Below are 26,169 nucleotides of genomic sequence, written 5' to 3'. Positions count from 1 at the left end.
TGCGCTTCAATAAAGCCGCATCGGCAGCAGGACGCCGTCCGTGCCGGCCAGCAGACCCCAGGTCTCGTTGGCCGCGACCTCGAACTCCCGGCTCTGGACCATGCCGTCCTCGACCTTGAGGGCGACCTTGTACTTGCCGGGCGGCAGATCGATCTTTTGGCTGTCCGGTATTTCGGCTGCGGCGGAGTCCGAGTGCGCGAGTTTCTCGCCGGCGTGCGCCGCCAGCTTGACGGTCTGGTCGGCGACGGTGATGACCGCCGCCTCGTCCGACTTGTTGCCGAGCATCAGCTTTGCCTGCCTCGGCCTCGGCAGGAGGCCGGCATTCGCGATACCCGGCTTGCGCAGCGAAAGTTCGGCGATTGTCCTGTCGTCCTGACGGGAAAGCCGGAGCAGGACCGGTCCACGGGCCGTCGTGAAGGTGATCACGGCCCGGTCCGGTTCGACCACCGTCTCGATCCAGCCACGCTTGCCGAGCTCGGCGCGATAGAAGCCGAGCACGGCCGCGAGATCGCGCGGGGTCTCGGCGTAGACCGACGTGATGAACGGCGAATTCTTCGCCGTAGCGATGCTCCAGCTCTCGGGCAGTGGCAGACCGGTGCCCTGGGAAACCCTGGCTTCGAAACCCGCACTTGCGCCCCGTGCGACGGCGCCGACGGGGATGCTGAGCAGTCGTTCGACGAAATTATCCGGAGTGTCATGGCTCCGGACCGCCCACCACGTTTCGTCAAGATAGTCGTTCACGCCGGTGGTGCGACTCCAGCTGAACCGGATGCTGTCCGCCTCGCTGTACCGGCCAAGGCTGGCCGTGACCGGGCTTGCCATCGCCGCCGTGGCGGCGACCAGTCCGCCCGCAAGCAAGATACCTAGCGTTCGGCGATTCATTTTTTCCGCGATCCCTGGGGCTCAGATAACGATCCTGAGCTTGGTCGCGTTGATCACGAGAAATGTTCACTGGTCCCGGTCGTTCGATGACGCACTGCGTCAACCGGTTGCCTCAGGAACCGGCATCGGCTGCCACCAAAACGGAGCTTGCATTCGACAGGCTGCGAATGATCAAATCCCTGATCGGAATGCCTGCGTTGTTGGGGGAACACATGATGTTCAGGATGATCGCGATTGTCGCCGGCTTGGGTCTGGCGCTCGCCGCCCCGGCAGAGACCCAGGCGCCGCGCAAGGGCGGAACCATCCGCATGACGGCGCCCTACGGCTCGAGCTTCACCAGCCTCGACATTCACACCACACAGCGCGCCCAGGACGAGATCTACGCCAAGGCGCTGCACCGGTCGCTCTACATCTGGAATTCCGCGGAGGGCAAGCCGGTTCTGGAGCTCGCCAAGGAGGACGTGGTCTCGGGCGGCGGTCTCGTTCACACCTTCAAGCTGCGCGACGACGCCTATTTCCACAACGGCCGCAAGATGACGGCCGACGACGTCATCTGGTCCTACAACCGCATCATGGACGGCACCAAGGCCTATCCCGGCGCGCGGTTTGTCCGCGTGATCGAGGGCGCGGCCGCGGTCGAGAAGGGCCAGGCCAAGGAGATCTCCGGCCTCAAGAAGATCGACGACTTCACCGTTGAGATGAAGCTGACCGAGAAAGTCGATCCGGGCTTCTACTTCTTCACGGCGCTGACCTCGATCTATCCCGCCGACGAGGCCGCCAAGGAGAGCTTCATCCAGAAGCCGATCGGTCTCGGGCCCTTCAAATTCGTCGAGCACGTGCCGGGTTCGCGCATCGTTCTGGAGCGGTGGGACCGGTTCTACAAGCCCGGCAAGCCCTACGCCGACAAGGTCATCGTGTCGATCATGGGTGAGGCCGCGGCGCGCGATGTCGCCTTCCGCAACAAGGAGATCGACACCTCGGTGCTGGGCCCTGCGCAATACGTCGCCTATCAGTCCGACGCCGACCTCAAGGGCACCATCGTCGAGGTCGCCGAGGTCTTCACGCGCTACATGGGCATGAATCCCTCGTTCAAGCCGTTCACCGACAAGCGCGTCCGGCAGGCGATCAATTACGCGATCGATACCGACCTCATCATCAACAAGCTGGTCAAAGGCAAAGCCTATCGCGCCACCAGCTGGCTGCCGCTGACCTCGCCCGCTTACGACAAGGCGATGAAGCCTTATCCCTACGATCCCGCCAAGGCCAAACAGCTGCTTAGCGAGGCCGGCTATCCCTCCGGCTTCGAGTTCGAATGGACCACCAGCCAGAACGAAAGCTGGGGCCTGCCGATCGTCTCGGCCGTGATCCCGATGCTGGACAAGGTCGGCATCAAGGCGAAGGTCAAGCAGGTCGAGACCGCGGTGCTGGCGGAAGTGGTGCGCAGCGGCGACTACCAGGCCTTCATCTATTCGCAGGCGACCGGCCCGGATCCGCAGGCCGCGCTCAAATGCTTCCACTCCTCGACGCCGCAGCCGGCCTGCAACTACATGAACTACAAGAATGCCGATTTCGACAAGCTGATCGATGCGGCAGGGCAGGCCGACGATGCCGCAAAGCGCACCGAGCTGCTGCAAAAGGCCAATGCGCTGCTCTATGAGGAAGCGCCGGTCTGGTTCTTCAACTACAACAAGGCGGTCATGGCGGTGCAGCCGTGGCTCAAGGGCGTTCAGCTCAATGCGACGGAGCTGACCCATCAGAACGTCGAAGATCTCTGGGTCGACGAGACCTCGCCCGCGAAGTGACATGCGCTCTCGCGCTCCCTCCATCGCGACGAGCGGTGGGGGGAGAGAGGAAAAGCCTGGATGCTCTCGTTCCTGCTCCGCCGTCTCCTGCAAACCATTCCGACCGTGCTCGCCGTCGTGCTGCTGGTCTTCGTGCTGTTCAGCGTCGTTCCCGGCAGCATCGTCTCGTCCATGAGCGACGACAGCGATCCCCAGGTCGAGCTGCGCATGAAGAAGCAGCTCGGCCTCGACGATCCCCTCTATCTGCGCTTCGGCGTCTACATCGCCAAGCTCGTAACAGGTGATTTCGGCACCTCGTTCCGGACCCGCGAGCCTGTCACGACCATGATCGCCAAACGGGCATGGCCGACGCTGCAGCTCATCTTCACGGCCATGACGTTTGCGATTCTGATCGGTGTTCCACTTGGTTTCATTGCAGCGCTGAAACCAGGGGGCATCGTCGATACGCTTGCCATGGTCCTGGCGGTGTCGGGCCTTTCCATTGCCAAATTCTGGCTCGGGCTGGTTTTGATGTATCTGTTTGCGTTGAAGCTCGGCTGGCTGCCGAGCTTCGGCTATGGCGATGGAGGGCTGAAATATCTGCTGCTGCCGGCCGTGACGCTCGGCGTCTCGCCGATGGCGCTATTTGCCCGCACGACGCGCGCCGCGGTCCTCGAGATCATGACCGCTGATTTCGTCCGCACCGCGCGCTCGAAGGGCATGAGCGAGACCCGTGTCGTGAAGTGGCATGTGATGCGCAACGCGCTCGTCATCATTCTCACCACCGTCGGCCTTCAGTTCGGTGGGTTGATGGGGCAGGCGGTCGTGGTCGAGAAACTATTCTCCTGGCCGGGCATCGGTTCGCTGCTTGTCGACAGTGTGCTCCAGCGCGACATTCCTGCCGTCCAGGGCTCCATTCTCGTGGTGGTGCTGGCCTTTCTCGCGATCAATCTGCTGATCGACGTGCTCTACGGCGTGATCGATCCCAGGATCAGATACGCATGAAGCTCCGCGCCAATCTCATCATCGGTGGCGCGTTGTTCGCGCTCGCGATCCTGGTTGGCCTGCTCGCGCCCTGGCTGGCGCACACCGATCCCGTCCTGGACGCCAACCTCATGAACGCGGAGGAGCCTCCGAGCTGGACCTGGTGGTTCGGCACCGACGACCAGGGCCGCGACATCTATTCCCGCGTCGTCTACGGCGCGCGCGTCTCGCTGACCGTCGGTATCGTCTCGCAGCTCATCAACAGCGTCATCGGCGTCGCGCTGGGCTTGAGCGCGGGCTATTGGGGCGGCTGGTGGGACGATTTCGTCAACGGCCTGACCAATCTGATGCTCGCAATCCCCTCGCTGATCTTCGCGCTCGCCATCATGGCGGTGCTTGGCCCCGGCCTCACGAGCCTGCTGATCGCGCTCGGCCTGACCAACTGGTCCTTTACCTGCCGGATCGCACGGGCCTCGGCGCTGTCGCTGAGGAGCCAGGGCTATGTGCAGGCGGCGACCGTGCTCGGCTACGGTGATCTCAGGATCATGATCACGCAGCTCTTGCCGAACATGCTCGGACCTATCGTCGTGATCGGCACGCTCGGCATGGGCAGCGCGGTCCTGTCCGAAGCCGCCTTGTCGTTCCTCGGCCTCGGCGTCCGCCCGCCCTTTCCGAGCTGGGGCAGCATGTTGTCGGATGCTCGCGAGCAGATCACGACGGCGCCGTGGCTCTCGGTCTTTCCGGGCCTTGCCATCTTCCTGACGGTGCTCGGCCTCAACCTGCTCGGCGACGGCCTGCGCGACATTCTCGATCCCCAGTCGCGGAGCCGGCGGACATGACGGGCGCGCCGCTGATCGAAGTCGAGGATTTGCGCATCGATCTCGACGACGGGGTGAGGCGCGTCGCGGCGGCCGAGGGTATTTCATTCCGCATCGATCGAGGCGAGACATTCGGGCTGGTCGGCGAATCCGGCTGTGGCAAGAGCATCACGGCGCTCGCCTTGATCGGGCTGTTGCGGCAACCGTTGTCGATCGGCGGCGGCGTCATCCGGTTTGAGGGGCGGGAGATCCAGCACCTTTCCGCGGCCAGGCAGCGGGAGCTGCGTGGCAATCGCATCGCCATGATCTTCCAGGAGCCGATGACGGCGCTGAACCCGGTCTCGCCGGTGGGGCGGCAGATCGCCGAGATGTTCGTGCTGCACAAGGGCAAGAGCTGGCGGGAAGCCAATAAGCTGGCGGTCGAGGCGCTGGCGAGCGTCCGCGTCCCCGCACCGGAGCGGCGCGTCAACGATTACCCGCACCAGCTGTCCGGCGGCATGCGTCAGCGCGTCATGATCGCCATTGCGCTCGCATGCGGTCCGGATCTTCTGATCGCCGACGAACCGACCACCGCGCTCGACGTGACCGTGCAGGCCGAAATCATCGAGCTGATGCGCAATCTGTGCGCCGAGAGGGGGACGGCGATCCTGATGATCAGCCACGATCTCGGCCTCGTCGCCAATGTCTGCCGCCGCGTCGCCGTCATGTATGCCGGCCGCATCGTCGAGGAGCGCGGCTCGGCCGATATCTTTCGAGCGCCTTCGCATCCCTATACGCAGGGCCTGGTCGCCTCGCTGCCGCGGCTGGGCAGTCGGGCCGCGCTTGGCCGCACCAGGCTCAAGGAGATCGCGGGCGTGGTTCCAGCCATCACGAATTTCCCGGAGGGCTGCCGGTTCAATCCGCGCTGTACGCAGGCCACCGGGATTTGCCGCACGGTTGCGCCGCAGACGGATTTGCTGGAGGCCGGCGGTTTCGTCCGGTGTTACCACCATGCATGAGCCGCAATCCATGCGGAGTGATGCGAGGCCGGACGACGATGTCATTCTCAGCGTCGAAGATCTCGCGGTTCATTTTCCGATGGGGGGCGGCTGGCTCGGCCGCAGCCGGCGGGTGCTCCGTGCCGTCGACGGTGTCGATCTCAGGCTGAGACGAGGCGAATGCCTCGGCCTCGTCGGCGAGTCCGGCTCGGGCAAGTCGACGGTCGCATTGTCGATCCTGGGTCTGTTGACGCCGACGCGCGGTCGCATCGTGCTGGACGGGCAGGTGGTGACGAACAGGCAATCCGGCGACCGAAAGTCGCTGGCCCGCACCGTGCAGATCGTCTTTCAGGATCCCTACGCCTCGCTCAATCCCCGCCAGACCGTCCGCCGCACGCTTGAAGATCCCCTGCGTGTGCATGGCGTGACCGCAAAAAGCGAGATCGAGGACCGTGTTGCGATGATGCTGCGGCATGTGGGCCTGCGGCCGGAGCAGGCCGACCGCTATCCGCATGAATTCTCCGGCGGCCAGCGCCAGCGCATCGGGATTGCCCGCGCCCTGATTCTCAATCCCAAAATCGTCATCTGCGACGAGCCCGTGTCGGCGCTCGACGTCTCGATCCGCGCCCAGATCATCAACCTGTTGCTGGAACTGAAGGAGACGCTTGGTCTTTCCTATATCATGATCAGCCACGACCTCGGCGTCGTCGAGCACATGAGCGACCGCGTCGCCGTCATGTATCTCGGCCGCATCGTCGAGAATGGCGACTGGCGCGAGATTTTCGAGCGGCCGGCGCACCCGTACACGCAAGCCCTGATCGCCGCCATCCCCGATCCGCTGCGTCATGCACCGCTAGCGACGACAGGGGGCGATCTCCCCAATCCGCTCAATCCGCCGAACGGATGCGCCTTCAGCCCGCGTTGTCGGTACGCGGAGGCCGTGTGTCGCCACGAGCCGGGGCCGGTGCTGGAAACGCGAGCCGACGGGCACGCGGTGCGATGCTGGCGGGCTGACGAGATTGCGGGGCAGATGCAATTGGCTTCGACCGAGGGCGGGCATCCCTAGGGATGGAAGGCGCGTTCGTCGCGGTCAGAAGCGTCGCTCCAGTGGCCCGCTAGTCACGCCCGGTCCGCCCTGACGGGCGGACGATTTTTGGGGCCCGCCCATGAGCCATCGCGTGGGGTTGATCCTTGGCGCGGTCCAATCGCGTACCGCCCTATTTTCATGTGTGCTACATGGTTCGGTAGCAAGATGTAGCAGGAAAGGCAGATCATGACTGACGATCAGGTCAATCTCGTCGTTCAGCACCTTTGCGAGCAATTGCACTTGGCGCTCCGGTTGAAGGGCAGCGAGGCTCATCCACCAAACGCCAAGGATATTGGATTCGATCCGGCCTCTGTGAGAACCGTATTGCTGACCGGCTTGCGTTCGGCGGGTGTCACGACCCACCACGAGGCGGTCGGGAAGAGCGAAGAGCCGCCGTGGTCCTAAACACAAAACGCGGGACAGAAGCCTCGCGCCAATGTCTCAGTTGGGTCAGCAGCCGACAAATCCACTACAGCGTCCATAGGTCTGTTAAGGGCCATCGGCGGACGTGATTGCCTGTGAATAATCTAGCAGTCCGGGCCGCGGAGCGGCACCGGTCGAGGTGTTGGATCATCCGGCCGCCGGAGCCGAACAACCACCCAGTCTCTAAGCGGAACGCAAACCTACCCGGCGCCGGAAACTAGATTGCCGACACAGTTTCTCGACGAAACGAATGTGGGCTAAGGGGTGTGCGTGTGGGCAGTCGCAAGCTGTTCTATCTCGGGCGTTCGGCCGCCGCAGTTAGCACAGGATAGCGGGCATAGAGCGTGTCGACGCGGTCCCGCCACATCGCCACGAACGCACCCGAGGTGAGACTATCGACAGACTTCCATTCGCGTTTGACCGCAGGCAGCGTGTTACCCCAGATAGCGCGCTTGCACCATCGCTCGCCCTTCGCCGAGCCCTCCTGGGTTGCGCACATCGACTTCCAGGCAATCCGCTGCGGACGGCTGATGTGTTGGGCGGCTCCTTCCCAGCCCTGCTGGTGGATCAGGTAAAGGTCGGAAAAGGTCGGCTTCTTCTGCGTCAGTATTTCGAATAGCGCAGCCTCGCTGAGAAACTTGTAGGCGGCACCCATAGCGTTGTCGCGAGGATTGAGGATGTCGCCCGATCCATATTTGCTGAATTCAAACTTGCTCAGCTGGAACAGGCCGATATAGGAGCCGGTGCGTTGCTTGGGATTGAAATCGGATTCGATTTTGGCGACCGCCTTCATGAAATTGACATCGACACCGAACGCTTCGGCTGCACGTTCGATCTCCTGGACGGGCGTTCCGAGCGGAACGTCGCTCAACGCCGACAAGGCGATCTTTGCGGGTTTCTCCGGCGGCGGAATTTCCGAGTAGACGTAATATTTGAGATACGACGATTTGCCTTCGCCCGGATTGGGCGAAGCAACGGGCGGACGGTCCTGCAGTAGCGTTGCCGAGTTCTCGGGCGACGCTGCCTCAAGGCTGGCGACCTGCAACATTGGCCCTTGCGAAGTGGTTACACCGGACGGCGGCACCGAGTCCGGCGCCGCGGCGCTGAATCCCGCCGCAACGATCGCATTAGCCGACAATCCTGTATCGAATTTCGTCTCGATGGCTGGGGCCGGAAACGCGGCGCCGGCATTTGTCAGGACCGTCGTCACATTCAGCGGGATGCCGCTGAATGCATCAGCCACTCTTGCATTCGGCGTTGCGATGCTTGGGCGCGGTAACGTGATCTGACCAATCGCGGCAAGCGAAGTCGCTGTCAGCGCGCCGGCAATACAGCTTGCTTGCCAAATCTTCAATGTCGCCAGCCGCGCGGCCGCGGTCCCCCCATTTATGTCCCCGACTTGGCACGCAGATTAAGGAGGCGAGGGGATGACAATGGGGCGCACCTGTGGCGCAGGTGCGGCCAGTCTCGGCCGCGTCGCCAAGATTGCCTAAATTGGAAGTTGCGGTTGTGATGCGCCTCCTGCCGAGGAACAGGGCGGGCGCCATATCGCGCAACTATCGCTAAACGAGGCATCTTCGCGCGTTAGCGCATCGAGACCGGCGCCCGCGCGCACGCCGCTCCCAAGCATCTCGAGGCCGCGACGTCGCAAGACCCGAGCACGGTTCGCTGGGATGGACAATCGCAATCCGCTTTACGACCGCTCGCGTCGGTCTCAGCGGAGCCGATCTAGCCAAACTCAGGTCTGCCGTGACCGTTGTCTCCGCTCGGGCCAGAGCGTTGCAGCTTACCACAGCGCCTGCCGCACCATGTCCGGTCTGACCTCAACGGCTGACTCTTCGGACGTCATCGCGAACATCGCCTTCGGGCCAAAAGCTGAAGTCACGGTCTCATTCGATGGTGGCATTGGCACGGGCGAGCAGCGCCGGTGAAATTTGCACACCCAGCGCTTTGGCGGACTTGAGATTGATGATCAACTCAAACTCAGTTGGTTGCTCAACGGGCACATCGACGACTCTAGCGCCTCGCAACAGCTTCGCGACCTGACGGGCGCATTGGCGGAAGACCACGCTTAATCGGGGCCCATAAGCAATCAGGCCGCCCGCCTCAGCTTCTTCGGGCCATTGCAAAATGGCTGGTAAGGCATGCAAGGCAAAGCGGTCGCGGATCAGAAAACGAAGAGCGCCGCCCAGGATAGGGGACGCCAAGACATTAACTGCGTCGACCGGCGTCGCCTTCATAGCATCTATGGCACGGATGGCTTCGGTCTCGGACCGTGCGGAAAATGGAACGACCTCGATGCCGAATGCATGCGCAGCACTTTCGAGAGCTTCGAAGTTTCGTATTGGCTCGTGATCGGCAAACAAAGCTATTCTTCGAGCTCCGGGAAGTGCCTCATGCAGCAACTCCAATCGCTTCACATCGAGCTGAAATGCAAAGATCGCGACGCCTGTTGTATTGCCCTCAGGATGCGGCATTGAGGCGACCAGTTTGCTGCCAAGCAAGTCATCGGCAAGCGCAACGATGGGAACGCGCTGAGTTGCGTTCTGTGCAGCACGAGCCGCGTCTGGTCCGAATACCACGAGCACATCCGGCAGCGCCTTGGTCAACTCAACGGCGACCTTCGCGTAAGAGGCGGGGGCTACGCCAATGGCCCGACTATCGATCTCAAGATTATGTCCCTCGACAAATCCGGCCTGGCCAAGTTCATCGAGGAGGGTTTGCGGTCCCGCTGTTGCTAAGATTGCAACGCGATACTGTCGCCCGGGCTGTTGCGCTCGTGCAACGCTCGAGCTCATCGCCGCACCGGAGAGAAGGGTCATAAACTCGCGGCGTCTCATACCGCCTCCAGGCTAAGGCGTCTCCGCAAAGTGCGACGTTTTAGATTTCTCCGCTCGGTGCTTGCAACTACAGGCTATTCCAAGTTTAGCGGGCTTCCTAGCGGCTGGATGTCTGATTTGGGTCATGAACGACAAAGCTCGAACTGAGCACAATAGGTCTGCTTTCGGGCAAATTGCCACCAATCCGCTCGGTAGCAGGCTGGGTTGATCCTGACCGCCGAGCCGTCATTCAAGCTCCCGATGAGGAGGCGAGTGCGGCTCGAACGACCGAGCTGGGCTTGAGCTTAGCGCTCGTCAGACACGCGATCGCCGCATGATGATGTTCTGATCCTGTTTTGCCCGAGGTCTCCAACGTCGTCGCGGCGAGGCTGTGGATTGCCGGTCAAGCCTATCGTCTGATGCCGACCAGACGGGGGCGGCGATTGGCGAGCGAGTTCTCGGCCGGCAGGGCGCGCAACCATTCGCGGAAGCTGACGATCTCGGGGCAATCCGCGGTGCCTTCAGGCGCAATCAGCCAATCACCGAGGCCTGATCCCTCATCGATCCGGTCGCAGCGATAGCCCGGATGGTGGCCGAGACCGCGGGCGATCAAGAGGTCGACCTTGCCCTCGACCAATTCGTGCAGGCCGGCCGGCTGCAGCACCCGCAAACCGATCTCCACATGCGCGCTGCGAAACTCCGCCAATTCGAGGCGGCGCAAATCGAAGCTGCCATGGACCCCCAACTGCAGCAGCACCGCACCCGCCGGCTTCAATTGCGAGGTTGCCTCCGCAATGTGGCGAAAGCCTTCGGAGACCCCGGGCAGATAGGCCTGACCGGCCGCGGTGAGGATCAGCTGCTTGTGCAGCCGCTCGAACAGCTGCACGCCGAGGCGTGCCTCCAGCGCTTTCACCTGCTGCCCCACAGCGGCAGGCGTCACGTGCAGCTCGTGCGCGGCCAGCTTGAAGCTGAGATGCCGGGCGGCGGCTTCGAATGCGCGGAGCGCGTTGAGCGGGGGAAGGGCGTAGGTCATCGCACCGCAGTTTGACACCGATGGGCCTTGGGCTTGCAATAGATTTTCTTGCGCTGAACCGCAGGAATGATGCTTTGCGCTGAGGCGATATCGCCGGATACGGTCGGCCTGCAATCCGGAGACCCCCCATGCCGCGCCGAATCGATCATCTCGTCATTTGTGTCCACGATCTGGAACAGGCCGCGCTGGATTGGCAGCGGCTTGGCTTCAACCTCACGCCGACCGGCGTGCACCCGTTCGGAACGAGCAACCGCCTGGCGCAGTTCGCCGACAATTTTCTGGAGTTGCTGGCCGTCACCGACAATGCGTTGGTGCCGCCTGCCACGCCGAGCCATTTCAGCTTCGCGGCCCACAACCGCGATTTTCTTGAGACCGCAGAGGGAATGTCGATGCTGGTCCTGCACAGCACCGACGCCCATGCCGATGCCGCGCGTTTCAGGGCCGACCGCATCGGCGATTATGCTCCGTTCGATTTCGGCCGTGACGCGGTGCTCCCGGGCGGGGGAACGGCGCGCGTCGCGTTTTCGCTGGCCTTTGCCACCGATCCCGCCATGCCCGGGATCGCGTTCTTCACCTGCCAGCAGCGTCACCCGCCGGAACTGTTCTGGAAGGCGCAGTATCAGCGCCATCCCAACGGTGCCCTCCGTGTGGTCGAGGTGGTGATGTCGGCGGCGGAGCCGGCGGCGCATCGCCGCTTCCTCGAGCGCCTCACGGAAGGCACGGCCGAGCTTGCGCCCGGGCGGCTGACGATTGGTGAGCGCGGCAATCAGATCACCTTGCTTGACCCGTCCGAGTTGGCACGCCGGCTACCGTGCCTCGCGAACAGCACGTCGCCGCGCTTTTGCGCGGCGCGTCTGGCGGTCGCTGATCTGGATGCGACAGGGCGAACGCTGAAACAGAACGGCGTCGGCTTCGCGATGACCGGTGCCGTGCTGTTGGTACCACCCGCCACCGCGCATGGTCTGGCGCTCGAATTCGTCGAACAGGAGGCAAACTGACATGGCTCACATCGTCAATCACAATCCCGCGACGGTCCATCCTCCCGCCGGCGGTTACAGCATGGGACTTGAATTGACGCAGCATCGTCGCCTGTTGTTCATCAGTGGTCAGGTGCCCGAGAAAACTGACGGCGCCGTGCCCGAAGGTTTCGAGGCGCAGTGCGCACAGGCCTGGCGCAACGTGATCGAGGTGCTCGCCGCCGCGGGCCTTGGCGTCGAGCATCTGGTCAAGGTCACCACGTTCCTGACTGACCGGACTCAAGTCGTGACTAACCGCACCATTCGCAGCAAGGTGCTCGGCGAACATCGGCCGGCGTTGACGGTCGTGGTCGTCGAGACTGTTGACAGCAAATGGCTGCTGGAGATCGAGGCGATCGCCGCGGAATGAAGCCGGCTTCGCCAACCTTGCAACGAGCCGTCAGGTGTCCAATGGCTGAGATGATCCATCCCTTCTACCAGACGCATCGGAGCGCAATGGAGACCGCCATGCGTGAGCGGCTCGACCTTGCCGAAGCGATGCTGCGCGAGCGCACGCATCTCGTCGACATCGACGGGATCAGGCGGGAGGTGATAGACGAATTCGAGATTGTCCTCACCCAGATGCCCTATGTCGGCGGCGCGGCAAGCCGCATGAGCGATTTCTTCATGCGTCTCATGGGCTTTATGGCCGTCAGCCGGGTGCTGCGACGACACGGGGTGCCGGTGCCTGTGATTGGCGAGATCGAGCGAGACACCTACAAGGCGCAATTGCTGACCGTATCAGAAGCGGAGCGTCTCGCCTCAGGGCGGCAATTCATGTCACCGGGGAACCAGGACTTGCTGCGCGAGCAGGCGGCAAGGAGCGTTACAAAAGCTCATCAGGAGGAGTTTCCGGAAGACTTCGTCTACGATTTCGTAGAGCCGGGTCCGCAAGACAGCTTCGAATTCGGCATCAACTACACGGCCTGCGGCTTCTGCAAGCTCGCAGCGCGCCACGGGGACAAGGACATCCTGCCGAACATCTGCGGCCTCGATTTCGTCGCCTACGCAGCGCGCGGCATCCGCCTGGAAAGGACACAAACGCTGGCGGGCGGCGCGAGCCACTGCAATTTCCGCTTCTCGCGGTTCCCGCCGGATGAGGCCGTGAACCCATAATCGGCCGCGCTGACGGCTCGCGAAAGTCCGCTATGCCTCGGTAGCGATCAAATTGCGCATCGCAGCGAAATGACGCGATGGGCCATAAGTGGACTCATGCACCGCAGCAAGCTTGGTTCACGTCCAGCGAAGCCGCGCCAGGATCGCGCGACCCATGATCCAGTCCTTGTCACTTTCGGTGAGGAACGGAAGCTCCTCCGTGAATTGCGTCACGCGCTGCCGGTAGGTGGCCCGGGCGAATGAATTGGTGACATCTGTTCCCCAGTGGCAGCGCTCCGGGCCGTAGGCGTCGAACAGGCGGTGGATATGCGGGATCACGTCACGGAATGGATACGGCTCGGTCGAAATCAGCGGTACCGACGATAACTTCACCGACACATTCGGATATTTTGCGAGCGCGACCGACTGGGCGATGGCTTCCGGCACCGTGTTGTTTCTCCCGGATTCCGATGAACCAGGACGAGGGCGCAAGCCCGCGCCGACGCCCATGTGGTCGATGATGAGTGTAAGTTGCGGGTGTCGCTCGGCGATGCGCGCGAACAGCGACGTCTGGCCCGACGTGAGAAACATCACAGGCAGGCGGGCCTTCTCCGCCGCCGGCCAGAACCAGTCCGCGGTTCCGTCTGTCAGCCACGCCGCTTCGCCGGGGCCGAAGTTCAACCTCACGCCCAGCACGCCGGGCTGGTCGCGCCAAGTCGCAAGCCGTGCTGCGCGGTCGGGCTTGTCGAGGGCGACACGCGCCATGATGGCGAAGCGGCCCGGGGACCGTTTGACCGCCTCCTGGGCATAGTCGATGCGCTCGCCTTCGAGCGACACCGGCGGAACGATGACGACGCGATCGACGCCAGCCTCGTCCATCAGTGGAGTTATCCGCTCGATGGTGAAGGGCTCCGGAAGCTGTGGTTTGCCACCGGCGAGCCAGGGTCTTTCCGGGGTGTTCGCCGGCCACAGGTGAACCTGCGAATCGACGATCACTCGTTTTTGCTGCGCGACTGTTGCCGTGGCGTGCTGCATTGACAGCGCGACGCCGGTCGCGACGGTGCCGGTCAGAAAACCACGGCGTGAAGGCATGTGATGTCCTTCCTGTTCTATAGTTTTAGTCACGACATGATGGTGATCGACACGGCGCCCCTGAGCGGGGATCATAGCAATTGGCTTGCAATATTGGCGATCACATCAGGAAATTGCGAACATAGAAATAGGGGTCAACGGTCAATTTGCGCCGCAACAGTCCTGAACCGCGCATGTCTCAGGTGGGTCAAAAGCCGCCCATGGGGCGGCCAAACCGGGCGGCGTCCGCTCTGCATTCAAAGATGCCATGGCCCAAGTGGGCTGTCCTGATCGCCGATCGACCGGCACTGCATGACGTGCTGTTCGTCCTTCCAACTTTCCAACCGTTACGTCACACCGGTGTGTCCGGCTGTAATCTCGTTTACGCCGTGAGAGCGGCGGGTACCTGGTAGCGTTCGTTCCTGGCCATCATCGCCCATGCCATCCTGGCGAGTTTGTTGGCGAGCGCGATGGCAGCGAGCTTGGTGGGTCGCCACGCCAACATCGCGGTGAGCCAGGGCCGATGCCGGGCGCCATGGATCTTGGCATAGCGGATCACGGCGAGTACGTTGGCGCGGAAGCGGCCTTTGAGGTCGCTCCGGATGGAGTCATCCGCGTCGCTATGCCATTTAAGGCCGGTGTCTGCTCGTCCGTAACATCGGTAGCCACTGAGAGAAGGGTTCTTGTGAGTTCGGCCGAACTTCGTCGCGCAGGCAGCCGATGTCGCCTTGGGGTCAATCTCGACATTCTTGCAGTTGGCCAGCCACGCCGTCACCTCTACGCGCTAGCGCAGCAGATGAGCTAGATCTGCTCGGGGTCATTGGAGGCAACGGTCTCCTTGAACAGCTCAACCCTGCCGTGCGTGTTGTCTGTTAGCGCAAAGACCTCGTAAAAATCGATCTGCGGCTTCATGCCGTAGCGCTGGATGATGCCCTCGAGCCACGGCCCGGTATAGAACGCCGTAGCGTCCTCGATACGCTCCCACTGGTACACGCCACCCGCCCAGCCGCTTTCGGACCAGATGAAGTGCTTGCTGATCAGCCCCGTCACCCCGCGGAAGTTGGGGGCGATCTTGTGAAAGTGCTCGCGACACGCGGCGTAGTCGATCTTCGGCGGCAGTGTGTATCGTACAATGGCGGTAATCATGCGACCTCCTTGTAGGTATGGCCCGGCGCAACATTGATGCCATTCCCGGGATCAAGCTAGCGAAGCGGGAAGCCGACCATTCCAGAGCATGCTGAACTTAGCGTCGAAGTTCAGCCTATCCTGCGTGATCTCGGTACAGGCGTTGCTCAATTCGCGGAACGCAGGCTTCATGCATGCTGGTGCGTGTGCCCAATTCAGATATTGACCATCTACTCGCGCCGATCGCGATCAAATGCGACAGACGCCGCCGTGAGTAGGTCAACACGATTGACAAGAGCCTTAATCGCCGCGCAGCTATCTCCTTCCAATTTTTTGCGTTAATGTGAGGCTCTTCACACCTGTGTAGCAGACGGGCTCGGATGATGCCCAAAGAGAGGTGAGCTAAGGCCCCGCAAAGCGCCGCCCAGTTCTATTCCATTCACACGCGAGTTTGGGAGTGACACATGGAAAAGCGCGAAATTGGCAACAGCTTGACGGAAGGTCTGACCGAAGCGAAGCGGGGCGCCTTCTCCCGCCGCTCGGTGCTGACGTTGGTTTGCACCCTCGGCGCTGCGGCGCCGTTTGGAATGTTCGGAGCGGCTCGCGCGCTGACGGCATCCGGGACTGGATCGCTGTCTTATATTCCTGGCGAGCCTCTTATTTGCCGCGCCGCAGCGAACAGCGAAGAGCTGCAGGGCCCACCCCGTCAACTCAAACTTGCCTGGAATGCGAACGCGGCGTGCACCGTCGCTGCGGCAGTCGCAAAGGAGCGGGGTATCTTCGCCAAGCACAACCTCGATGTCGAATTCGTCAATTTCGGCGGTTCGACCGACCAGTTGTTGGAGGCGATTGCAACTGGCAAGGCGGATGCCGGTTTGGGATTGGCCCTGCGCTGGCTCAAACCGCTGGAGCAAGGTTTCGACGTTCGGATCACCGCGGGTGTGCACGGCGGCTGCATCCGGCTCCTCGGCTCCAAGGCTGCGAATATTGACAGCCTGGAATCCCTGCGCGGCAAGGCTATCGGGATTAGCGATCAATCGAGCCCAGCGAAGAACTTTTTTTCGATCTACCTCGCCAAAAAGGGCATCGATCCGGCCCAAGAGGTAGAGTGGCGCCAGTACCCGGCCAATCTGCTCGCGCTTGCCGTCGACAAGGGCGAAGTGCAGGCGCTGGCCGAGATAGATCCGCTGCCCTACCTCTGGCTCAAGGAAGGCAAACTCAACGAGATCGCGACGAACTTGACGGGCGAATTCGCCGACCGCACCTGCTGCGTTCTCGCGATACGTGGCAGCCTCACCCGAAGCGACATGCCGGTGGCGGCCGCTCTGACCCGATCGATACTGGAGGGGGCAGACCTAGTTGCCAGCGATCCCGCCGATGCCGCAGCAATCTATTCGGGCTACGGCGGGAGAGGATCCGTAGGGGATCTCGCCACCATGTATCGCAGCCATACTCACCACAATCACCCGGTCGGGGCCACGCTCAAGAAGCAGCTTCTACTCTACACCGACGAACTCAAGGCAGTGAACGTCATGAAGCGAAGCACTGACCCGGCCAAGTTCGCCGACCGGATTTATCTTGACGTTCTAAGCTGAGCCGATTGGGAAGATTCGCAGTGAGCTCGGTCATCGATGAAGTGCCGAGGCCATCACAGAAATCTGGTTTCGGCTTCTTTGAAAGTTCGACCACTCGGTCGTTGATCGGCGGACTGTCTGTGGCCGCCGCATGGCTTGTGGTTGCCGCGCTCACTGCGTTCTGGCCGGATAAGCCCGAAAGCGATTGGACCTACACGGGCAGCTTCGCCATCGCCTGCGCCGTATTGGCCGTTGCCCTTGCCTTGGCAGCCTTTGCAGGCGTTCGTTTTGGTGCTTTTCAGCGTCTCCAGCGGCTCTCCCCGTGGCTGTTTGCGCTCGCGCTGTTTTTTGCTGCCTGGGAGGCCGTCACGGCGAAGCTCGGATTGCTGCCGTTGCCGTTCTTTCCGCCGCCGCAGGCCATTGTCGAAGTCGTAATCGATGATTGGGGGCGGCTGGCTGAAGGCATCTTCGCCTCAGCGCGTCTGCTCGCGACCGGTTATTTTCTCGGTGCGGCGGTGGGGTTCGTAACCGGCGTGGCGATCGGCTGGTCGCGGCTCGCCGGTTATTGGATCCATCCAGTTTTGCGGTTCATCGGGCCGCTGCCCGCGACAGCTTGGCTGCCGCTCGCATTTTTCGTTTTCCCGTCGAGCTTCAGCGCCAGCATTTTCCTGATTGCGCTCGCCACCGGGTTTCCGGTCACCGTGCTGACCTGGTCGGGCGTCGCCTGCGTGAAGAGCGCCTATTACGATATTGCGCGGACATTGGGAGCAACCCAGCGCTTCCTCGTGCTCAAGGTTGCCATTCCGGCGGCAATGCCACATGTCTTTGTCGGCCTGTTCATGGGTCTCGGCAACTCGTTTGCGGTTCTTGTCGTAGCCGAGATGCTGGGCGTGAAGGCGGGGCTCGGCTGGTACCTGCAATGGGCGCAAGGTTGGGCGGCCTATGCCAATATGTACGCCGCGCTGCTGCTTATGGCGTTCTTGTGCTCCGGGCTGATCACGCTGCTGTTCCGCTTGCGGGACCGCCTGCTATCCTGGCAGAAAGGTCTGGTGCGATGGTAGCGGCGATCGCAAGCGATCACGCGGTCCGTGGATCGACGCTAACGCTCCGCGAAGTGAGCCACAGCTTCGATCTCGAAGGGCAGCCCCTGCCGGTATTGGACCGCATCAGCCTTCAGGTCGGCCGCGGCGAATTTGTCGCTCTCCTGGGTCCGAGTGGGTGCGGAAAATCGACCCTGCTGCGGCTGGTCGCGGGGCTCGACACTCCAACAGCCGGCTCCCTGCTAGCGGAGGGAAGAGAGATCGAAGCACCCGATCCGTCGCGCGTCGTCGTTTTTCAAGACCCAACGCTCTATCCATGGCGGACGGTACGGAGCAACGTTGCACTCGGTCTGGAAGCCCGCGGGTTGCTACGCACTCATGGCGGGCGTATCGAAGACGCCTTGCGCCTGGTGGGGCTCACGGGCTTCGCCAATGCCTACCCGCACCAGCTTTCCGGTGGCATGGCGCAACGCGCCGCTCTGGCGCGTGCGCTTGTCAACGACCCGAAGCTGCTCATTCTCGACGAACCTTTGGGCCAGCTCGACTCGCTGACGCGCATCGCGATGCAGGCGGAACTTGTATCACTTTGGCAGCGCTCGCGCTTCACGGCGCTGCTTGTCACGCACGATGTCGAGGAGGCGCTCTTGCTCGCCGGCCGCGTCATCGTGCTGAGCGACCGACCTGCACGGATCAAGGCCGAAGTCGTCAACAGCCAGCCCTATCCTCGCCACCGGGGCGATCCGCACTTCGTTGAGCTTCGTCGCGAGGTGTTCGAGCAACTCGGCCTCGATGAGGCATGGTAGCCGTCAAAAGGAGCTCGCCGTGACGGATATTTTCATACGCATCACAGAGCAAGCAGCACGGCGTGCTTGCCGCGATCGCAACGCGATTGTGTTAGCGGCTATGTAGCCACCTCGTGGGGATCTATAAATTTGGGAAGCGCACGGACACTTCGATGACCTCAGAATTCAACGTCCACAACGCCGCGGGCTATGAGCAGCTCATGGGCCGCTGGAGCCGAAGACTCGCGGGGCTCTTCATCGACTTCACAGGGGTTTCCGACGGCGAAAGGATTCTCGACATCGGCTGCGGCACCGGTAGCCTGACCTTCACGCTGGCCAGAGCCGCCGACCTCGCCGAGATTACCGCGATCGACTATTCACCAGTCTTTGTCGAGGACGTGATCCGGCGCAACACAAACCCGCGAATAAAAGTCCGGCAGGCTGATGCCTGTGCACTGCCCTTTGAGGGCGGCACGTTCGATCGCGCTTTGGCGCTTCTCGTGCTCCACTTCGTTCCCGAAGCGGGCAAAGCAGTAGCCGAGATGCGCCGCGTCGTTCGGTCCGGCGGCGTGGTCGCGGCAGCGGTGTGGGATCATCTCGGCGGCATGCCCGGCATGCGAATGATGGTCGACACGGTCGCGGCACTCGGTGAAAGCGGGCGCCAGCTGCGCAGTCGCTATTGCTTTCAACCGATGATGCAGCCGGGCGAACTGCGACGGACTTTTGCCGAACAGGGTCTCGTGGACATTGCGGAAGTGGAGCTGATGATCCGCATGGACTACAAAAGCTTTGCCGACTATTGGGCGCCGATTGCCGCTGGCGAAGGTCCGCTCGGTACGTATGTGGCAGCGCTCGACGCTGCGGAGCGAGCGCGCACCGATGCCGCCGTGCGCGATGCCTACGAGGCCGGCCGGCCAGATGGCCCGAGGTCCTTTGCAAACGTCGCGTGGGCGTGCCGAGGCATCGTTCCCTAACTCACCGGCCAGAGCCGTCTCTTCGGAGGTCCTGAACCCGAAATCGTTCACCGAATCGCGCGGCGGCCTTCGGAATTGTCGCGATGGGCGAGGTCAGCTTTGGGGTCAGAAGCAGCGGCCGAGGGGCACGCGAGAGAGGTCCGGTCTGCCCCTGACAGCCGATACCTGCGAGGCTTCTTGGGCTTCTTCGGCTCGGGACCAAAATGGACCTTCGGCTCTACTGGGCCGTCCCCATCGGACTGGCTGCTTTGAGCCAGATCAAGGTAGAACTTCAGGCCGGCCATATCCTCAATGCTTGCCGAGGTGGCGATGCAAAGTCGTTGCGGAAGTGTGCCCGTCCTTGCGCTGGATCACGACATTGCAAGGAGATCGCCGATGATGGAGCCGCGCAATCGAGTTGTTCAAGTCAGCCTCTTCGGTGATCCCGAGAGGCTGGAGGTGGTCGACGCTCCCTTGCCGACCGCCAGCCGGGCGAGCTGCGGGTCCGTGTACTTGCGTCGAGCCTCAACTACACCGAGGTGTTGATCAGGCGCCATCTATACCCGCAAACGATGGGCCTCCGGCCGCCGTTCGTAATGGGCTACGACGTGGTCGGGGCAATCGATCAGCTCGGTGAAGGCGTGCACGACTTTCAGATTGGCGACCGCGTGGCCGACATGACGGTGGTCGGGTCAAACGCCGACTATCGCACGCTTCGGGCGAACGACGTGGCCCGCGTGCCGGAGGGCGTAGACGCGGCGGAGGCGGCCACGTTGATCTTGAGCTGGACGACCGCGTACCAGCTTCTGCACCGCGCGGCCCGGGTCCAGCGAGGCCAGCGCGTGCTCGTGCACGGCGCCGCCGGCGCGGTCGGCCAGGCGCTGCTCGTGCTCGGGAGACTGGCCGGCATCGAGCTGTGGGGCACCGCGCGCGGCGAGCACATGGCGCTCGTCCGAGAGCTAGGCGCAACGCCGATCGACTACAAGCATGAGGACTTCACGCGGGTCCTGCCGGGCGGGTTCGACGTCATCGTCGACGGCGTTGGCGAAGACGGCTATCGCCGCTCATACGCGGCGCTCAAGCCAGGCGGACTGCTCTGTGCCATCGGTTTCTCGGCGAGCGTGCAAGCACAGCGTCGCATGCTCCCTATCGTGATGGAGATCGCGCGCCTTTACCTGTGGAGATTGTTGCCCGGCGGCAAGCGGGCCCGGTTTTACTCGGTAAATGCCATGCGGACGCGACATCCCACCTGGTTCAAGGAGGACTTGGAGCGGCTGTTCGGGCTTTTGGCAACTGGTGCCATCCGGCCGCGCGTCGCCGAGCGGATCTCCTTCGACGAGGTCGCCGATGCTCACCGTCGCCTCGAGACTGGTGGCCTCGAGGGCAAGCTCGTGCTGTGCCCGGATCTCTCGTCGCGACACAACCAGCGGGCTGCCTGAGACGGCGCCAGACATGTATCCACGGATAGATTCCTGGATTGCTTCGCTGCGCTCGCAATGACGGGGGAGATACCGGCCTTTCGAAGCGGGCGCCATGATGACATCCTGCTCCTGTTTTGCCCGACGTGTCAAACGTCGATGCGGTCGCGCTCACGCAATTGCGGGTTTGGTAAGGGGCTGAACTTCCTCATAGCTTCTACTGTGCATGGGGTTGTTTTCGCGTTTTTTGTTTTTGAGGGCCGTCTACTCCGCCGCTTTTTCCCTCAGCCGCTGCGCGTAGACGTTGATGACCAGCGCCGCCAGCAGGATCAGGCCGCGGATCAGGATCTTCAGGAAACTGTCGATGTTGACGTGGTCGAGGCCGTTATTCAGGACACCGAGAACGAACAGCCCGACGATGGTGTTGCCGATGCCGCCGCGGCCGCCGAACAGGCTGGTGCCGCCGACGACGACGGCGGCGATGGAGTCGAGCAGATAGGTGTCGAACTCGTTCTGCTGCGCGCTCCCGAAATGGGCGACGCCGAGCATGCCGCCGATGCCCGAGCACACGGCCGAGATCACCATGACGGCGCCGAGGATGAGCTTGACGTTGAGGCCGGAATATTCGGCCGCTTCACGGTTGCCGCCGACCATGTAGACGTAGCGGCCGAAGCGCGTATAGGTCAGCACCAGATGGCCGCCGAGCAGCATGATGGCCGCGACGATGACGATCCAGGGGATGCCGCCGATCGAGCCCGAGCCGAGCGTGGTGATCAGGCCGGGCACCTTGTAGGCGATCTGGCCGCGCACCAGCAGCGCCGAGACGCCGGCCGCGATCTGCATCATGGCCAGCGTCATGATGAAGGAGGGGATGCCGATCACGGTCAGGCCGAGCGCGTTGACGAGGCCGAGCAGCGCGCAGAGCAGGATCGACAGGATGATCGCGACCGCGCCGGGCAGGGGGATGTTGGCGATGTTGACGTAGGATTCCTGCAGCGTGAAGTAGGCGACCGCGATGCCGGTGACGTTGGCGATGCTGGCGATCGAGAGGTCGATCTCGGCGCAGAGGATCACGAAGGTGAGGCCGACCGCGATGATGCCGGTGACCGACACCTGCGTGAGGATGTTGCCGAGATTGTCCAGCGTCGCGAAGGAGGGGCTGGCAAAGGCGAAGAAGGCGGACAGGAAGATCAGGGTGAGGAACGGCGCGATGTTGCGCATCTGCGAGCGCAGGAAGGGCGCTACGCCGCGCGGCCGCCGACCCGCCGCCAAAGCCGTCTCACTGCTCGCCATGGTGCTTCTCCGTCACGCCGCTTCCAGCAAGCGGTCCTTGCTGACCGGCTCGTTCTTGAATTCCCGCACCAATGCGCCGCGCTTGAGCACGAGGATGCGGTCGGCCAGCGACAGCACCGTTTCCGGCTCGGTCGACAGGACGATGACCGCGAGCCCCTTGGCGCGGAGATCGCGGACGATGTTGATGACGTCGTTCTTGGCGCCGACATCCATGCCGCGGGTCGGCTCGCACAGCACCAGCAGCTTCGGCGGATAGGTCAGCCATTTCGCCAGCGCGACCTTCTGCTGGTTGCCGCCGGAGAGCATGCCGAGGTCGAGGCCGACCACCGGCGGCCTGATCTGCAGCTGCTCGACCTGGCGCCTGGCGATGTCGCGCTCCTGCGCCGGCTTGAGCAGCAGCGACGAGATGCGGTCGAGAATGCTGATCGAGATGTTCTTGTAGACCGGCTCCTGGTGAAACAGCATGGCGCGCCGGCTCTCGGGCACCAGAGCCACGCCGGCGCGCCGCGCCGCCGCCGTGCTGGCGAAGGTTCTTGGCTTGCCCTCGACCGCGAGCGTGCCGCCGTCCGGCTTCAGCTTGCCGAACAGGATGCGCGACAGCTCCTGCTGGCCGCAGCCCATGAACCCGTAGATGCCGAGCACCTCGCCGGCGCGCGCCTCGAAGGAGATGTCCTTCAGGCTGCGTGCCAGCGACAATTGGTCGACCTTCAGGACGACGGAACTGTCGCTCGGCCGAGGCAACATGAGGTCATCGGTGTAGCTGTGCTCGAGCGCCTCGCCGCCGCGGCCGATCATGGCCTCGATCAGCGCGCCCTTGCTGGTCGCGACGCTAGCTGTCTCGGCGACCTTCCGCCCATTGCGGAACACGGTCACCGTGTCGGACACAAGCAGGATGTCCTCGATGAAATGAGAGATGAAGACGATTGCAGTGCCTTCCTCGCGCAGCCGTCGCAGCGTCGCGAACAGCCGCTCGACCTCGGGCGGGGAGAGGGCGGAGGTCGGCTCGTCCAGAATGACGATGCGGGCGCCGGAGAACAGCACGCGGGCGATTTCGATCAGCTGCTGCAGCCCGATCGGGAGGTCGCCGAGCCTGGACATCGGATCGACGTCGATGCCGAATCGGGCGAGCTGCTCGCCGGCCTCGCGCGCCATGCGCCGCCATTGCACGAGGCCGAACCGGTTGGTCGGCTGGTTGCCCAGGAACACGTTCTCGGCGACGGTAAGATCGGGCGCGACGGAGAGCTCCTGATGCACCATGGCGATGCCGGCCGCGTGCGCATCGCGGGCGGAGCGGAAATGCGTCTCCTTCCCGTCGATCAGGAAGCGGCCAGAGAATTCGCTGTGCACGCCGGCGATGATCTTCATCAGCGTGCTTTTGCCCGCGCCGTTCTCGCCGACGAGACCGTGGATCTCGCCGGGTGAGAGCGCGAAGTCGACACCACGAAGCGCCTCGACGCCGCCGAAGCTCTTCGTGATGCCCAGTAGTTCCAGGATGGGCGAACGATCCTCTCGCATGGAGGCTCAGATCAGGAAGTGATCCTGCATCCACTGCATCCCGGCGGCGTTGGCCTTGGTCACGACCGGGCCGTCGGTGACGACGTTCTTGGGAATGCCCTGTCCGCTCTTCTCGCCGCCGACCACGGCGGAAACGCCCGCGATGATGGCGCCGCCATGGATGCGGCAGGACGGATTGCGTACGGTCGCGAACATGCGGCCTTCGCTCACCGCCTGGATCGCCGGTGGCATCGCATCGACGCCGCCGATCAGGATGTTGGTGCGATTGCGCGCCTTCATGATGTTGGCGGCGGCGAGCGCCATGTCGTCATTGTGGAAGAATGCCGCGTCGATCTGCGGATATTTGGTCAGATAGGTTTCCCAGAGTCGCGCGGTTTTCGACACGTCCCAGTCGGCGGGCTGGGTGTCGAGCACCTCGATGTTCGGGAACTGCTTGACGACGGTGTTGAAGCCTTTGGCCCGGCCTTGCGCGCCGGTATGGCCGAGCGCGCCCTGCGTCATGATGATCTTGCCTTTGCCGCCCATGGCGTTGCACAGCGCCTGCGTCACCGAGGCGCCCATGAACTCGTTGTCGGGGGCAAGGAAGGAGTGGACGTTGATCTGGTCGAGCGGGGCAATCAGCGTGTCCATGTCGATCACCGGCGTGCCGGCATCGATCATCTTCTGCACGGGCTGGGTGAGGGTGCCGATGCCGAAGGCCTGGATCGCGACGAAGTCCCATTTTTGCGAGGCCATGTTGTCGATCGCCGCGCGCTGCTTCACCGCATCGAGCTGGCCATCGAACCAGGTCACCTCGACATTGAACAGCTTGCCCCAGAATTCCGCCGCCTGTTTGCCTTGGGCGCACCAGGTGGCCTGGAGGCCCGCATTGGAGAAGGCCGCCTTCAGCGGCTTCTCGGATCGTCCGACCTCGGCTGCAAGGGCGGGGTTTATGCCCATGCTGCCGAGAAGGGCAGTCGCGGCGCCGGCGGTCGCCGCCGCCTGAAGAAGATCGCGCCTCGTCGTCGAGAAATCTTTCGTCCCGGACATCGCTCGCTCCCATAAAATTTTCGTCGGCGCGTCATTGATTGCGCGACCGATGTCCGAAAGTCTCTCACAAGAGTTCCTGCCACTCAATCTGCAATCGATCGCGAGATCGCCGCAGCTTGTGTTGGTGCAGCGCAAAGCGTCAGGCCGGAATGGTGGCGAAGGCGTCGATCTCGGCGAGCAGCCGGTCCCAGGCCTGTGCGATGTCCGGCGACCATTCGTCGCCGAGCAGGTCGCGCAGCGTATCCCTGATGACGGCGAAGAACGCGATGAACAGCTCGCGCGGAGTGCCGTAGCCATCGTGCGAGGCGACCTCGCAGGCGATCAGCCTGAAGTGGCCCCGACGCTCACCAGCGAAGTCGAGGATCGCCTCGATCGTCAGCGCAAGCATCGATCCCATCACCAGCTCGCTGCCCTGCGAGCGGAACATGGTCTGCGTTTCGGGATGCTGTTCGAACAGCCGTTGGTAAACGAGTGGCGTGAGATCCGCGCAACGCGATGCTGCGAGTTCGAAGCTGTTTTCGATTGGATTAGAGGGAGCGCTCATCGGCATCGAAGCCATGCGGGCAAAAGAAGACTTGCGGGCAAAAAAAGAGCGGGGCCCTAGCCCCGCTCGAAAATTGTGTCGACCCTATTATCCCCGATTCTAAGATTTGCTCTTGATTGACGGGGCGACGCTGCGTTTTGCGCGCCAGGGGCTCCTCCCGAGACTTGGACCACCAGACTTCGACCTCACGGTCAGGCCTGAGCAAGAGGGATGCTAGATCAACTTTTCTCACTTGTCATCATTTTCAGCAACGATTGTTCAAAATTAGAGCAGCTGACGAAATGATCGGGCTGTTTTCCTTGTAAGCATATGACAAATATAAGAAATCTGTGGATGGGGCAGGATTGCCGGACTGCCTCAAATGCCGGTCTTCCCCTCGGTGGGGCGGCCCGACCACAGTTTTCGAGAAATTTGCGGTGGGCCAAGAAGCCGGCGGAACTGACCTCGACTCAGGTCTCGGCGAGGTGTTTAGTTCGTAGGCGAACGAATGGTTCGGCGGATGCGCGCACGGCTGCAAAAATTCCTACCCCTGGTCCTGCTCGCTTTGGTGATGCAGGTGCTGGCGCCGATTGCCGCCTGTCTGGCGGCCGGCCAGGCCGTGGCCGATCCGTTGTCTGCCGGCGTCATCTGCCACAGCGCCAGCGAGCAGGGCGGTCTGAACGACCAAACCGGCGCGCCGACCGCACATGGCGCCGCGTGCGCGCTGTGCTGCCTGGCGCAGGCAGGCGCATCGCTCGATTCGCCGCCGCACGTTGCGCTCGCCATTCCCTTCCGCCACGCCGCGCGCGTGGTGTGGCATGCGGCGGATGTATCCGCCGTCGCGATCCATAAGGGCACAAGCGGCCAGGCGCGCGCGCCACCTCAATTTTCCTGACGACCCTCGTGATTGCCGCGGTCCGTCCGTAGGCGA

General features: G+C 62.9%; 25 protein-coding genes and 1 pseudogene. 15 read left to right on the top strand and 11 right to left on the bottom strand.

Annotated features, from left to right (window positions below):
- Positions 1-6: 6 nt before the first annotated feature.
- A complete protein-coding gene (locus tag OWC48_RS31120; RefSeq protein ID WP_282523417.1) occupies positions 7-882 on the bottom strand; it encodes a hypothetical protein in 876 nt (291 codons plus the stop codon).
- Between the two features lie 212 nt (positions 883-1,094).
- Between OWC48_RS31120 and OWC48_RS31115 the strand changes: the two genes are divergently transcribed.
- The 6 genes from OWC48_RS31115 (at position 1,095) to OWC48_RS31090 (ending at position 6,934) form a co-directional block, all read left to right on the top strand.
- Entirely contained in the window at positions 1,095-2,684 is a 1,590-nt protein-coding gene (locus tag OWC48_RS31115) for an ABC transporter substrate-binding protein (RefSeq protein ID WP_282523416.1), read from the top strand.
- A gap of 60 nt (positions 2,685-2,744) precedes the next feature.
- Complete coding sequence (locus tag OWC48_RS31110; protein WP_282523415.1) at positions 2,745-3,668, top strand: ABC transporter permease; 924 nt, start codon at positions 2,745-2,747, stop codon at positions 3,666-3,668.
- On the top strand, positions 3,665-4,486 hold the full coding sequence (locus tag OWC48_RS31105; RefSeq protein WP_282523414.1) for an ABC transporter permease: 822 nt from the start codon (positions 3,665-3,667) through the stop codon (positions 4,484-4,486). The genes OWC48_RS31110 and OWC48_RS31105 overlap by 4 nt, the downstream gene beginning before the upstream one ends.
- Complete coding sequence (locus tag OWC48_RS31100) at positions 4,483-5,463, top strand: ABC transporter ATP-binding protein (RefSeq protein ID WP_282523413.1); 981 nt, start codon at positions 4,483-4,485, stop codon at positions 5,461-5,463. The genes OWC48_RS31105 and OWC48_RS31100 overlap by 4 nt, the downstream gene beginning before the upstream one ends.
- The gene (locus tag OWC48_RS31095; RefSeq protein WP_282523412.1) at positions 5,456-6,508 is read left to right on the top strand and encodes an ABC transporter ATP-binding protein; all 1,053 of its coding nucleotides are present in this window, start codon (positions 5,456-5,458) and stop codon (positions 6,506-6,508) included. The genes OWC48_RS31100 and OWC48_RS31095 overlap by 8 nt, the downstream gene beginning before the upstream one ends.
- Before the next feature lie 207 nt (positions 6,509-6,715).
- Positions 6,716-6,934 (top strand): hypothetical protein, encoded by a 219-nt coding sequence (locus OWC48_RS31090; protein ID WP_063982993.1) that lies wholly within the window; start codon positions 6,716-6,718, stop codon positions 6,932-6,934.
- Positions 6,935-7,244: 310 nt separating this feature from the next.
- Here the strand turns inward: OWC48_RS31090 and OWC48_RS31085 are convergent, their stop codons facing one another.
- The 3 genes from OWC48_RS31085 to OWC48_RS31075 form a co-directional block, all read right to left on the bottom strand.
- On the bottom strand, positions 7,245-8,195 hold the full coding sequence (locus OWC48_RS31085) for a transglycosylase SLT domain-containing protein (protein WP_282523411.1): 951 nt from the start codon (positions 8,193-8,195) through the stop codon (positions 7,245-7,247).
- Positions 8,196-8,841: 646 nt separating this feature from the next.
- Positions 8,842-9,792 (bottom strand): ABC transporter substrate-binding protein, encoded by a 951-nt coding sequence (locus OWC48_RS31080; protein WP_282523410.1) that lies wholly within the window; start codon positions 9,790-9,792, stop codon positions 8,842-8,844.
- A 388-nt stretch (positions 9,793-10,180) separates the two neighbouring features.
- The gene (locus tag OWC48_RS31075; RefSeq protein WP_282523409.1) at positions 10,181-10,804 is read right to left on the bottom strand and encodes a LysR family transcriptional regulator; all 624 of its coding nucleotides are present in this window, start codon (positions 10,802-10,804) and stop codon (positions 10,181-10,183) included.
- A 128-nt stretch (positions 10,805-10,932) separates the two neighbouring features.
- Here OWC48_RS31075 and OWC48_RS31070 point away from each other — a divergent pair, with 128 nt between their 5' ends.
- From OWC48_RS31070 to OWC48_RS31060, 3 genes are read left to right on the top strand one after another with little or no spacing between them, the layout of a single operon-like run.
- Positions 10,933-11,802 (top strand): VOC family protein, encoded by an 870-nt coding sequence (locus OWC48_RS31070; protein ID WP_282523408.1) that lies wholly within the window; start codon positions 10,933-10,935, stop codon positions 11,800-11,802.
- A gap of 1 nt (position 11,803) precedes the next feature.
- Positions 11,804-12,190 (top strand): RidA family protein, encoded by a 387-nt coding sequence (locus tag OWC48_RS31065; protein WP_282523407.1) that lies wholly within the window; start codon positions 11,804-11,806, stop codon positions 12,188-12,190.
- A gap of 41 nt (positions 12,191-12,231) precedes the next feature.
- Positions 12,232-12,936 (top strand): L-2-amino-thiazoline-4-carboxylic acid hydrolase, encoded by a 705-nt coding sequence (locus OWC48_RS31060; protein WP_282523406.1) that lies wholly within the window; start codon positions 12,232-12,234, stop codon positions 12,934-12,936.
- Positions 12,937-13,053: 117 nt separating this feature from the next.
- Here OWC48_RS31060 and OWC48_RS31055 read toward each other — a convergent pair whose 3' ends face one another.
- From OWC48_RS31055 to OWC48_RS31045, 3 genes are all read right to left on the bottom strand, one after another.
- Positions 13,054-14,007: an amidohydrolase gene (locus OWC48_RS31055; protein ID WP_282523405.1), complete on the bottom strand. Its 954-nt coding sequence runs from the start codon at positions 14,005-14,007 to the stop codon at positions 13,054-13,056.
- 361 nt (positions 14,008-14,368) lie between these two features.
- Positions 14,369-14,761, bottom strand: coding sequence for a hypothetical protein (locus OWC48_RS47580; protein WP_404979839.1), 393 nt, complete (start codon positions 14,759-14,761; stop codon positions 14,369-14,371).
- 26 nt (positions 14,762-14,787) lie between these two features.
- Positions 14,788-15,132: a hypothetical protein gene (locus OWC48_RS31045; protein WP_282523404.1), complete on the bottom strand. Its 345-nt coding sequence runs from the start codon at positions 15,130-15,132 to the stop codon at positions 14,788-14,790.
- 443 nt (positions 15,133-15,575) lie between these two features.
- On the opposite strand from OWC48_RS31045, the gene OWC48_RS31040 reads away from it, so the two are divergent.
- From OWC48_RS31040 to OWC48_RS31020, 5 genes and pseudogenes are all read left to right on the top strand, one after another.
- Positions 15,576-16,706, top strand: coding sequence for an ABC transporter substrate-binding protein (locus tag OWC48_RS31040; RefSeq protein ID WP_282523403.1), 1,131 nt, complete (start codon positions 15,576-15,578; stop codon positions 16,704-16,706).
- A 101-nt stretch (positions 16,707-16,807) separates the two neighbouring features.
- A complete protein-coding gene (locus tag OWC48_RS31035; protein WP_404979841.1) occupies positions 16,808-17,746 on the top strand; it encodes an ABC transporter permease in 939 nt (312 codons plus the stop codon).
- Positions 17,740-18,528: an ABC transporter ATP-binding protein gene (locus OWC48_RS31030; protein WP_259258893.1), complete on the top strand. Its 789-nt coding sequence runs from the start codon at positions 17,740-17,742 to the stop codon at positions 18,526-18,528. Before OWC48_RS31035 ends, OWC48_RS31030 begins: the two co-directional genes overlap by 7 nt.
- 152 nt (positions 18,529-18,680) lie before the next feature.
- The gene (locus OWC48_RS31025) at positions 18,681-19,481 is read left to right on the top strand and encodes a class I SAM-dependent methyltransferase (protein ID WP_282523401.1); all 801 of its coding nucleotides are present in this window, start codon (positions 18,681-18,683) and stop codon (positions 19,479-19,481) included.
- Positions 19,482-19,856: 375 nt separating this feature from the next.
- Positions 19,857-20,899: pseudogene (locus tag OWC48_RS31020) on the top strand (medium chain dehydrogenase/reductase family protein).
- 243 nt (positions 20,900-21,142) lie between these two features.
- Here OWC48_RS31020 and OWC48_RS31015 read toward each other — a convergent pair.
- From OWC48_RS31015 to OWC48_RS31000, 4 genes are all read right to left on the bottom strand, one after another.
- The gene (locus OWC48_RS31015) at positions 21,143-22,171 is read right to left on the bottom strand and encodes an ABC transporter permease (protein WP_028149079.1); all 1,029 of its coding nucleotides are present in this window, start codon (positions 22,169-22,171) and stop codon (positions 21,143-21,145) included.
- A 12-nt stretch (positions 22,172-22,183) separates the two neighbouring features.
- The gene (locus OWC48_RS31010) at positions 22,184-23,686 is read right to left on the bottom strand and encodes a sugar ABC transporter ATP-binding protein (protein ID WP_282523399.1); all 1,503 of its coding nucleotides are present in this window, start codon (positions 23,684-23,686) and stop codon (positions 22,184-22,186) included.
- Positions 23,687-23,692: 6 nt separating this feature from the next.
- A complete protein-coding gene (locus OWC48_RS31005; protein ID WP_028155964.1) occupies positions 23,693-24,715 on the bottom strand; it encodes a sugar ABC transporter substrate-binding protein in 1,023 nt (340 codons plus the stop codon).
- Positions 24,716-24,854: 139 nt separating this feature from the next.
- Positions 24,855-25,259 carry a globin gene (locus OWC48_RS31000; RefSeq protein WP_282523398.1) on the bottom strand — a complete coding sequence of 135 codons (405 nt, stop codon included), beginning with the start codon at positions 25,257-25,259 and terminating at the stop codon, positions 24,855-24,857.
- 499 nt (positions 25,260-25,758) lie between these two features.
- Here OWC48_RS31000 and OWC48_RS30995 point away from each other — a divergent pair, with 499 nt between their 5' ends.
- A complete protein-coding gene (locus tag OWC48_RS30995) occupies positions 25,759-26,133 on the top strand; it encodes a DUF2946 domain-containing protein (RefSeq protein ID WP_282523397.1) in 375 nt (124 codons plus the stop codon).
- Positions 26,134-26,169 lie beyond the last annotated feature (36 nt).

The organism is Bradyrhizobium sp. Arg816 (genome assembly GCF_029989365.1).
GTDB lineage: Bacteria > Pseudomonadota > Alphaproteobacteria > Rhizobiales > Xanthobacteraceae > Bradyrhizobium.
The sequence above is the reverse complement of the archived record's forward strand: the minus strand, read 5'-3'. Positions and strand labels throughout refer to the sequence as shown.

Excerpts from the sequence above, each read along its gene's own strand:
- OWC48_RS31115 (WP_282523416.1), top strand. The coding sequence starts at position 1,095 with ATGATGTTCAGGATGATCGCGATTGTCGCCGGCTTGGGTCTGGCGCTC.
- OWC48_RS31105 (WP_282523414.1), top strand. The coding sequence starts at position 3,665 with ATGAAGCTCCGCGCCAATCTCATCATCGGTGGCGCGTTGTTCGCGCTC.
- OWC48_RS31045 (WP_282523404.1), bottom strand. The coding sequence starts at position 15,132 with ATGATTACCGCCATTGTACGATACACACTGCCGCCGAAGATCGACTAC.
- OWC48_RS31080 (WP_282523410.1), bottom strand. The coding sequence starts at position 9,792 with ATGAGACGCCGCGAGTTTATGACCCTTCTCTCCGGTGCGGCGATGAGC.
- OWC48_RS31100 (WP_282523413.1), top strand. The coding sequence starts at position 4,483 with ATGACGGGCGCGCCGCTGATCGAAGTCGAGGATTTGCGCATCGATCTC.
- OWC48_RS31060 (WP_282523406.1), top strand. The coding sequence starts at position 12,232 with ATGGCTGAGATGATCCATCCCTTCTACCAGACGCATCGGAGCGCAATG.
- OWC48_RS31010 (WP_282523399.1), bottom strand. The coding sequence starts at position 23,686 with ATGCGAGAGGATCGTTCGCCCATCCTGGAACTACTGGGCATCACGAAG.
- OWC48_RS31040 (WP_282523403.1), top strand. The coding sequence starts at position 15,576 with ATGGAAAAGCGCGAAATTGGCAACAGCTTGACGGAAGGTCTGACCGAA.
- OWC48_RS31065 (WP_282523407.1), top strand. The coding sequence starts at position 11,804 with ATGGCTCACATCGTCAATCACAATCCCGCGACGGTCCATCCTCCCGCC.
- OWC48_RS31000 (WP_282523398.1), bottom strand. The coding sequence starts at position 25,259 with ATGAGCGCTCCCTCTAATCCAATCGAAAACAGCTTCGAACTCGCAGCA.
- OWC48_RS31025 (WP_282523401.1), top strand. The coding sequence starts at position 18,681 with ATGACCTCAGAATTCAACGTCCACAACGCCGCGGGCTATGAGCAGCTC.
- OWC48_RS31110 (WP_282523415.1), top strand. The coding sequence starts at position 2,745 with ATGCTCTCGTTCCTGCTCCGCCGTCTCCTGCAAACCATTCCGACCGTG.
- OWC48_RS31070 (WP_282523408.1), top strand. The coding sequence starts at position 10,933 with ATGCCGCGCCGAATCGATCATCTCGTCATTTGTGTCCACGATCTGGAA.
- OWC48_RS31090 (WP_063982993.1), top strand. The coding sequence starts at position 6,716 with ATGACTGACGATCAGGTCAATCTCGTCGTTCAGCACCTTTGCGAGCAA.
- OWC48_RS31030 (WP_259258893.1), top strand. The coding sequence starts at position 17,740 with ATGGTAGCGGCGATCGCAAGCGATCACGCGGTCCGTGGATCGACGCTA.
- OWC48_RS30995 (WP_282523397.1), top strand. The coding sequence starts at position 25,759 with ATGCGCGCACGGCTGCAAAAATTCCTACCCCTGGTCCTGCTCGCTTTG.
- OWC48_RS31055 (WP_282523405.1), bottom strand. The coding sequence starts at position 14,007 with ATGCCTTCACGCCGTGGTTTTCTGACCGGCACCGTCGCGACCGGCGTC.
- OWC48_RS31005 (WP_028155964.1), bottom strand. The coding sequence starts at position 24,715 with ATGTCCGGGACGAAAGATTTCTCGACGACGAGGCGCGATCTTCTTCAG.
- OWC48_RS31095 (WP_282523412.1), top strand. The coding sequence starts at position 5,456 with ATGCATGAGCCGCAATCCATGCGGAGTGATGCGAGGCCGGACGACGAT.
- OWC48_RS31015 (WP_028149079.1), bottom strand. The coding sequence starts at position 22,171 with ATGGCGAGCAGTGAGACGGCTTTGGCGGCGGGTCGGCGGCCGCGCGGC.
- OWC48_RS31120 (WP_282523417.1), bottom strand. The coding sequence starts at position 882 with ATGAATCGCCGAACGCTAGGTATCTTGCTTGCGGGCGGACTGGTCGCC.
- OWC48_RS31075 (WP_282523409.1), bottom strand. The coding sequence starts at position 10,804 with ATGACCTACGCCCTTCCCCCGCTCAACGCGCTCCGCGCATTCGAAGCC.